Source organism: Sabulicella rubraurantiaca (assembly GCF_017355885.1).
Classification (GTDB): domain Bacteria; phylum Pseudomonadota; class Alphaproteobacteria; order Acetobacterales; family Acetobacteraceae; genus Roseococcus; species Roseococcus rubraurantiacus.
This window is the reverse complement of sequence record NZ_JAFEUU010000028.1, coordinates 24,825-32,071: the sequence shown is the minus strand read 5'-3', so window position 1 is coordinate 32,071 and position 7,247 is coordinate 24,825. Positions and strand designations below refer to the sequence as shown.

Here is a 7,247-nt window from a genome sequence, read left to right as displayed (position 1 = left end):
TAAGCGGGAAACCCACCTCAAAACCAGGTCTCCCCGAGGGCCGTGCCAGACCAGCACGTCGATAGGCCGCAGGTATACGCGCAGCAATGCGCTCAGCCGAGCGGTCCTAATCGCCCGATAGGCTCATCCATCAAACCAGCACGGTCCATCCCTTTGGGATGAACACCGCGCGCAGCACCAAAGCCCACCCGCACAACCAACCGTCCACCTCACCTTGTCACCGTCCCGGTGGCTTGGTTCGGTGGCCTGGTGCCGATTGCGGAGTTGCCACACCCGATCCCATCCCGAACTCGGCCGTGAAACACTCCAGCGCCCATGGTACTGCCGCTCAAGCGGCGGGAGAGTCGGTCAGCGCCAGGCCACCCAACCAAGCCAACCCACAACCCACCCACGCGGGGTGGAGCAGCCCGGTAGCTCGTCAGGCTCATAACCTGAAGGTCACAGGTTCAAATCCTGTCCCCGCATCCACAGACACTTGCAAAACCCCCAAGGCCACCGCTTTGGGGGTTTTCGCTTGTTCAGCGCCCGCCGAGGCGCGCAGCAGCACCGCCAAGTCACCCTCGATCTCCAGCCAGACGCCGTTGGGCGCCTCGGGATAGGGGAGGATTTTGATCTTGCGGATGAGGCTGCGTACCACCTGCAGCGCCTCGCGGGCCTCCGGGCTGTCGTCGCCGAGTACCTGTTCCAGCTCCTCGACCTTCCGGCGATAGGCCTCGGCCAGCGCCGGGTGGGGCAGGGATGTCGGTCTGGGACTTCGCGAGGTCCGACAACTGCGCCTCGATGGCGGTCCGGCCATCCTCCAAGCTCTGCATGCGGTCTCGCAGTTGCCGGGCCGGCATGCCCTCGGTGATCGCGTCGACGCAGCAACCCAGGCCCAGGTCACCTCGCCCAGACGCCGGCGCAGCCGGCTTTCCTTGGTCATGGCCTCGCGTCGCTGTGTGACCGAGGCCAGACGGGCCTCCTCCACCGCCGCGGCGATCACCTCGGGGCTGAGCAGCCGTTCCTTGAGGCCCGCGAGGACGCGCCCCTCGAACACGTCCTGCGCTACGGTCTTGCTGTTCGAGCAGATTCTGGCGACGCGCCCTGCGCAGCCGAATCAGCCTCTGTTACGCTTCTCGGCACAGGGTGGTTGAACGACCGCATGTTATGCGGACTGTCGCAGCGCGACCGTGAACCTCGTTGTTCGAAGGGCCGCCTCCACATACGCTCGCGGCCCGAGGCATGAGGCGTGTCGGGGCAGCGCGTCGCTCACGATGGTCGCTGTGGCCCTTCCACCGAGGCCTCCGCACCACGCATCCCGCGCGAAGCAAAAGCGGCCGCAGCGAGCAGCGCTGCCCCCGCGCCGGCCACGCAGCCCGGCCATCCCAAAGCCTCGTAGGCTGAGCCGAGAACTGCGCTTCCTGCCAGGCCACCAGCGAAGTAGCTCGCGAGGTAGAGGCCGCCCGCCCCGGCTCGGCCGCGGGCAACACGGCCGACATAGCCCGTGACGACCGCCTGCGCGCCAAAGGTGCCCACCGCCACCAGCCCCAGGCCGGCGAGCACGGCCGGCAGCGACCCCGCCAGCAACAGCGGCAGAGCCATCGTGGCCAGGGCCAACCCCGCCAGCAAGGTGCGCCGCGCGCCCCAGCGCCGCGCGAGGAGGCCGGCCGCCGGGGTGGTGAGCACAGCAGGAAGGAAGACAAAATACACCAGACCCAGCTCCATCATGCCGAGGCCGAAGGGCGGTTCCACCAGCACAAAGTTGACGTAGGAGAAGACCCCGATGAAGGCGAAGAGGATGCCAAATCCGATCCCGCAGGCCCCTCGCACCCGCCCGTCATGCAGGAGCTCCGCCGTCTCCGCCGCCCGCCGCACCGCCCCCGGGGCCATGCGCCGCACCGGGTTGCGCTCCAGCGCCAAAAAGGAGAGCGCGGCGCCGGCGAGGTTGAGCGCCGCGAAGCCGTAGAAGTTCCCCATCAGCCCAAGATGCTCGGCCAACCCCGCCGAGACGAGCCGCCCTACGAGGTTGCTAAGGACGTTCCCCGTGATGTAGGCCGCGAACACGCCGGGCGCGTCCATCGGACCGAAGCGCTCGCCGAGATGCGCCAGCGCCAGGGCGAAGGCCGAGGCCATGAGCAGCCCCTGCATCACACGAAGCGCCGCGAAGCTCGCCAAATCCGGCGCGGAGGCGAGGAGCGCGGTAGGCAGGGCGAGCAGCAGTAGACTCCCGGCCACTCCGCGCTGCCGGTCGAACCCCGCGCCCAACAACGCGATGCCAAGGCCGGCGACCGCCATCCCGAGCGTGCTCGCGTTCACCGCTGTGCCCATTTCCGAGGGGCTCACGCGGTAGTGCGCAGCGAGCGCGGGCAGAATCGCTTGGGTGGCGAAGAGGTCCACGAGGGTGAGGAACGCCATCGCCGCGACGAGTGCGTTGCGCAGCGCGGCGGGGCGTGCGCGCGCGGCTCCGAGGGCGAGCGCGGTGTGGGCGGGCATGGCCGAACTCCAGTAATGGGCGTGCGTCGGGGCTTCGTCGCCCCGGCCACGCCGGTCACGCGGGCTCGTTCAGTGGCGCCCCGCGCGTCGCTGGCGCCTCCAGCCGTGCGCGCAGCGCCTGCACCGCGCGGTGCGTCGCCATCTTGAGGGTCGCGACGCTTCGTCCAGTTCGCGCGCTCGCCTCGCCGAGTGACAGCTCCTCGAATTTCAGCAGCCGGACGGCGAGGGCCTGCGTCTCCGGAAGCGCCTCCACCGCCACGCGCAGTTCGGCCGCCGCGACGCGGGCCGGCCCGGCCTCGTCCGCGCGGAGGTCAGGCAGAATCTCGGCGAACTCGCCTACCGCCACCTCCCGCCCGTGGCGGCGTCGCAGGCGGCGCGTCCGGTCGACGCAGCGTCGCTCGCAGAGCGCGATGAGCCAAGGGAGGAAGGGGCGTGACGGGTCGTACGTGTGACGCTGGCGATGCAGCGTCAGCAGCGTGTCCTGCACCGCGTCCTCCGCCTCGGCGGGATTGGCGAGGCGCCGCCGCGCGATCGCTCGGAGCAGGGGCAGCGATTCCCGCAGCGCCGTCTCGTAGGCCGTCGCGTCGCCCGCCTGCACGGCGGCCATCAGTTGCTCGAAATCGGAGCCGAGCGGCGTGACCCGCCGCGCAGGCGTGGTGGTGTCGATCGAAGCGAGCATGGTACGGCACCTTCCTCTTCGGGTCCGTCCGCCCGTCTGCGCCCCGCAGCGCGGGTCGAACCGCCGCCGCCAGTGTCCGCAAGCCCCTGTCTGGCCTCCACTTCCGATTGCGCATCGGTTTGATGCATGGCGGCTATCGCACGGCGCGCCGCGCCCGGTATCCGCCCGCACCACCACGGCGAAGAGATAGCGGCAACCGGAGGATATGCGGATGGACTCTCTTCACACACCGAGCGGTCGGGCCCCCGCCGCGCGCGAGTTCGAGGGCCGCGTCGCCGTCGTTACGGGCTCGACCAGCGGCATCGGCCTCGGCATCGCCGAAGCCCTCGCAGCGCGCGGCGCGGCTGTCGTGCTCAACGGGCTCGGTGGCCGCGAGGAGGCCGAGGTGGCGCGCCGGCGCCTCGCCGAAGCGCACGGCGTACCCGTGCTCTACGACGCCGCCGACATGTCCCGCGGCGGCGAGGTGCAGGGGCTCGTCGAGCGCAGCGCAGCTGCGCTCGGCGCGGTGGACATCCTGGTCAACAACGCGGGCGTGCAGCACGTGGCGCCCATCGAGGATTTCCCGTCGGAACGCTGGGAGCTGATCTTGGCGGTCAACCTCTCAGCGGTATTCCACGCGACGCGCGCCGTGCTGCCGGGGATGAAGCGCCGTGGCTGGGGACGCGTCGTCAACATCGCCTCAGCGCACGGCCTTGTCGCCTCGCCCTTCAAGAGCGCCTATGTGGCCGCGAAGCACGGCGTCCTCGGGCTCACCAAGGTCGCGGCGTTGGAGGCCGCGACCTCCGGCGTCACCTGCAACGCGGTATGCCCGGGTTATGTCTGGACGCCGCTGGTGGCCGGCCAGGTCTCGGCGCAGGCGAAGGCACATGGCCTTACGGAGGAGGAGGTCACGCAGGAGATTTTCCTGAAGGAGCAGCCCACGCGCCGCTTCGCGACGGTGGAGGAGATCTCGGCGGCGACCGCCTTCCTGTGCTCGGAGGCGGCCGCTTCCATCACAGGGGCGGCGTTGCCCGTTGATGGCGGCTGGACGGCGCACTGAAATGGACGCGGTCGTCACCGAAACCCGCCCCCGCCCTACTCGCGCGCGTCCGGCCGCGGCGGAAACGAAGACCGTCAACCTCGCCCTCCAGGGGGGCGGCGCGCACGGCGCCTTTACCTGGGGCGTGCTCGACCGGCTCCTGGAGGACGAGCGGGTCGCCTTTGAGGGGATCAGCGCCACCTCCGCCGGCGCCATGAACGCCGCCGTCTGCGCCTTCGGCCTCGCGGCGGGCGGGCGGGAGCGGGCGCGCCGGGCGCTCGAGACCTTCTGGATGGGGGTGAGCGACGCGGCGTGCTGGAGCCCGGTCCAGCCCTCCTGGCTCGATCGCCTGCAGGAGAACTGGTCGTTGCCCTGGTCGCCGGCCTTCATGGGCTTCGACCTCGTGACGCGGCTCCTCAGCCCCTATGAGTTCAACCCGCTCAATCTCAACCCGCTACGCCAAGTGCTTGAATCGGTCGTGGATTTCGAGCTGCTGCGCCGCCAAGAGGCGCCGGTAAGGCTCTTCTTATCCGCCACCAACGTCCGCACTGGCCGCGTGAAGGTCTTCGCGCGGGAGGAGCTCTCCGCCGACGCGGTGCTCGCCTCAGCCTGCCTGCCCTTCCTGTTCCACGCAGTCGAGATCGGCGGAGAGGCCTACTGGGACGGCGGCTACATGGGCAACCCCGCGATCTTCCCGCTTATCTACGGCTGCGAGGCCCGCGACGTGGTGGTCGTCCACATCAACCCGATGGAGCGCCCCGACGTGCCGCGCACGGCACGCGACATCCTCAACCGGGTGAACGAGATCTCCTTCAACTCCTCCCTGATGCGGGAGATGCGGGCGATTCACTTCGTCACCTCGTTGATCGACGGCGGCCTCGGCGGCGCGGAGGGGATGAAGCGCATGCTGATCCACTCGATCTCCGCCGACGACGTGATGGCGCCGCTGACCGCTACCTCGAAGCTTAACGCAGACCGCATCTTCCTCCGCTACCTCCATGACGCCGGGCGGCGGCGGGCGCAGGAATGGCTCGCCGAGCGCTTTGCCGACCTCGGGGAACGCTCCAGCGTCGACATCGGCGCGAGATACCTTTGATGCGAAGTTGGCGGCATCTCCTTACCTCCGCCGGGCTGCCGGTCGGCCCGGCGGAGCTGCCGCCGCGGGTCGAGACAATGCTGCGCGAAAGCCAAGCGCGAGCCGAGGTCCTGATCGGCTTTGTTCAGGTGACGGCGATCCTTACCTTCGCCGTCCTCTACGCCATCTCCCGCGCCGCGAACCCGCCGCCCATGGAGATTGAGCCCATCCCCGTTGCCCTCGGCCTCTATGCTGGCTTCACCGCCCTGCGGCTGTGGCTCGCTTGGCGGCGGCAGCTCACGCGCGGTCTGCTGGTCGCGTCGGTCGTGGTGGACATCGCGGTACTGATGGTGACGATCTGGAGCTTCCACCTGCAGTACATGGCGCCGGCGGCGATCAGCCTGAAGGCGCCCACCCTCATGTACGTGTTCATCCTCATCGCGCTTCGCACCCTGCGGCTGGAGGTGGGCTACGTGCTCATAGCCGGAGCCACCGCTGTGACGGGCTGGGCCGTGCTCGCCGGCTATGTCCTGCTCGCCGACCCCCCGGCGCGGGTCACGCGCAGCTTTCTCGACTACGTCACGTCACCCGCCGTGCTGCTCGGCGCGGAGTTCGACAAGGTCGTCTCCATCGGGATGGTGACGGCCATCTTAGCGCTGTCTGTGCTGCAGGGGCGGGGTCTGCTTCTGGACGCCGCGCGGGAGCAGGTGGCCGCGGCCGAGCTTTCCCGCTTCTTCCCGCCCGAGGTCGCGGTGCGCATCCGCACCTCGAAGGACAGGCTAATGGTCGGCGCGGCGGAGCGGCGGGAAGCGGCGATCCTCGTCACCGACCTCCGTGGCTTTACGCGCCTCGCGCGCGAGCTGCCGCCACGCGAGCTGCTCCAGCGCCTCGCGGAGTACCAACAGCTCGTCGTGGCGGTGATCCGCGCCCATGGCGGTTCCGTGGACAAGTATCTCGGCGACGGTGTCCTCGCGAGCTTCGGTGCGGTGCGGCCGGGAGGGCCCTTCGCGGCCGACGCGCTGCGCGCCGTCGAGGAGATCGTGTCTGCCCTCGCCGGGTGGAACGCGTCGCGCCCGGAGGGTAGCCCGCCGCTCGCCGTCGGCCTGGCTGTCGCCGTGGGGGAGATCCTGTTCGGTGTTGTCGGCCACGCAGAGAGGCTGGAATACACGGTGCTCGGCGACCCCGTGAACCTCGCCGCCAAGCTGGAGAAGCACAACAAGGCGGAGGCGAGCCGGGCGCTCGCCGACCCCGCCTGCTGGGCGCTCGCAGCCGAGCAGGGCTTCCGGCCAAACCTCGCCTGGGAGGAGCGTCCGGCGCGTGAGGTCGCGGGCGTCGACGCGCGGATGGACCTCAGGCTGCTCACGGGAGCCGGCGCCTAACTCAGCCGATGCGCAAGGTTGGCCCGCGCCCGCACACCGAAGCGGGCTTCGATGCGCGGCGTTCGGTAGAGGGGCCGCGCCGCGGCCGCGCGCGCGAGGAAGCTGGCGCAGCCCGCCTCCCACGCCGTCCCCTGCTCGCACCGGAGCGCGCGCGTGTTGCGCGCGAAGACGGCGGGCCGCTCCCCGAGTGGCGTCAGGTCGAGGTCGAGCACCCAAAGCCGCGCCCGCTCCTGTGGGGCCGTCCGGCGCGTGGGCGGTGTGCCGAGATGGTCGGCGGTCGCCAGGATCGTGCCTTCCACCCAGCGCACCTCGCCGCGCGGCAGATGCCCGCGCGCGCGGCGGCGGAACAACGCCGCCGACGACGCCTCGTTGTCGTGGCGGCCGGGCTCATAAACGGCGTCGTGGAAGGCGATGGCCAGCGCAATGAGGCGCTCGAGGCGCGGCGCGCGAAAGGGCGTGCCCCGCGAGAGCAGGCGGTGGCGCCGCCACAGCAACCCGACATGCTCTGCCCCGTGGTAGTGGCGCCCCGGCGCAAGGAGGCGGCGCCGCAGTTCGTCCCTCGCGGGGGCGGGCAGGGGGAGCGCGCTGAGCAGTTCCCCCAGCGCGGCGCCGCCCGCCCCCATC

At 70.5% G+C, this 7,247-nt stretch carries 6 protein-coding genes, 1 tRNA gene and 2 rRNA genes; 6 read left to right on the top strand and 3 right to left on the bottom strand.

Going from position 1 to position 7,247, the window contains the following annotated elements; translation table 11 throughout:
- The 3 genes from JTJ31_RS23260 to JTJ31_RS23250 form a co-directional block, all read left to right on the top strand.
- Nucleotides 1–131: ribosomal RNA gene (locus tag JTJ31_RS23260) — 23S ribosomal RNA — on the top strand; the annotation flags it as partial.
- Between the two features lie 114 nt (nucleotides 132–245).
- A 5S ribosomal RNA gene (rrf, locus tag JTJ31_RS23255) occupies nucleotides 246–360 on the top strand.
- A gap of 31 nt (nucleotides 361–391) precedes the next feature.
- A tRNA-Met gene (locus tag JTJ31_RS23250) sits at nucleotides 392–468 on the top strand.
- Between the two features lie 780 nt (nucleotides 469–1,248).
- Here JTJ31_RS23250 and JTJ31_RS23245 read toward each other — a convergent pair.
- Both JTJ31_RS23245 and JTJ31_RS23240 read right to left on the bottom strand, forming a co-directional pair.
- On the bottom strand, nucleotides 1,249–2,472 hold the full coding sequence (locus tag JTJ31_RS23245) for an MFS transporter (RefSeq protein WP_207541133.1): 1,224 nt from the start codon (nucleotides 2,470–2,472) through the stop codon (nucleotides 1,249–1,251).
- Between the two features lie 55 nt (nucleotides 2,473–2,527).
- Complete coding sequence (locus JTJ31_RS23240; protein WP_207541132.1) at nucleotides 2,528–3,151, bottom strand: RNA polymerase sigma factor; 624 nt, start codon at nucleotides 3,149–3,151, stop codon at nucleotides 2,528–2,530.
- Between the two features lie 211 nt (nucleotides 3,152–3,362).
- Between JTJ31_RS23240 and JTJ31_RS23235 the strand changes: the two genes are divergently transcribed.
- The 3 genes from JTJ31_RS23235 to JTJ31_RS23225 are packed head-to-tail and all read left to right on the top strand — an operon-like array spanning nucleotide 3,363 to nucleotide 6,623.
- On the top strand, nucleotides 3,363–4,190 hold the full coding sequence (locus JTJ31_RS23235; RefSeq protein ID WP_207541131.1) for a 3-hydroxybutyrate dehydrogenase: 828 nt from the start codon (nucleotides 3,363–3,365) through the stop codon (nucleotides 4,188–4,190).
- A gap of 1 nt (nucleotide 4,191) precedes the next feature.
- Nucleotides 4,192–5,265: a patatin-like phospholipase family protein gene (locus tag JTJ31_RS23230; protein WP_207541130.1), complete on the top strand. Its 1,074-nt coding sequence runs from the start codon at nucleotides 4,192–4,194 to the stop codon at nucleotides 5,263–5,265.
- Nucleotides 5,265–6,623, top strand: a complete 1,359-nt coding sequence (locus tag JTJ31_RS23225) for an adenylate/guanylate cyclase domain-containing protein (protein WP_207541129.1) — start codon at nucleotides 5,265–5,267, stop codon at nucleotides 6,621–6,623. The genes JTJ31_RS23230 and JTJ31_RS23225 overlap by 1 nt, the downstream gene beginning before the upstream one ends.
- On the opposite strand, the gene JTJ31_RS23220 is transcribed toward JTJ31_RS23225, so the two are convergent.
- A complete protein-coding gene (locus tag JTJ31_RS23220; protein ID WP_207541128.1) occupies nucleotides 6,620–7,246 on the bottom strand; it encodes a hypothetical protein in 627 nt (208 codons plus the stop codon). The two genes, JTJ31_RS23225 and JTJ31_RS23220, sit on opposite strands and share 4 nt — an antisense overlap.
- Nucleotide 7,247 lies beyond the last annotated feature (1 nt).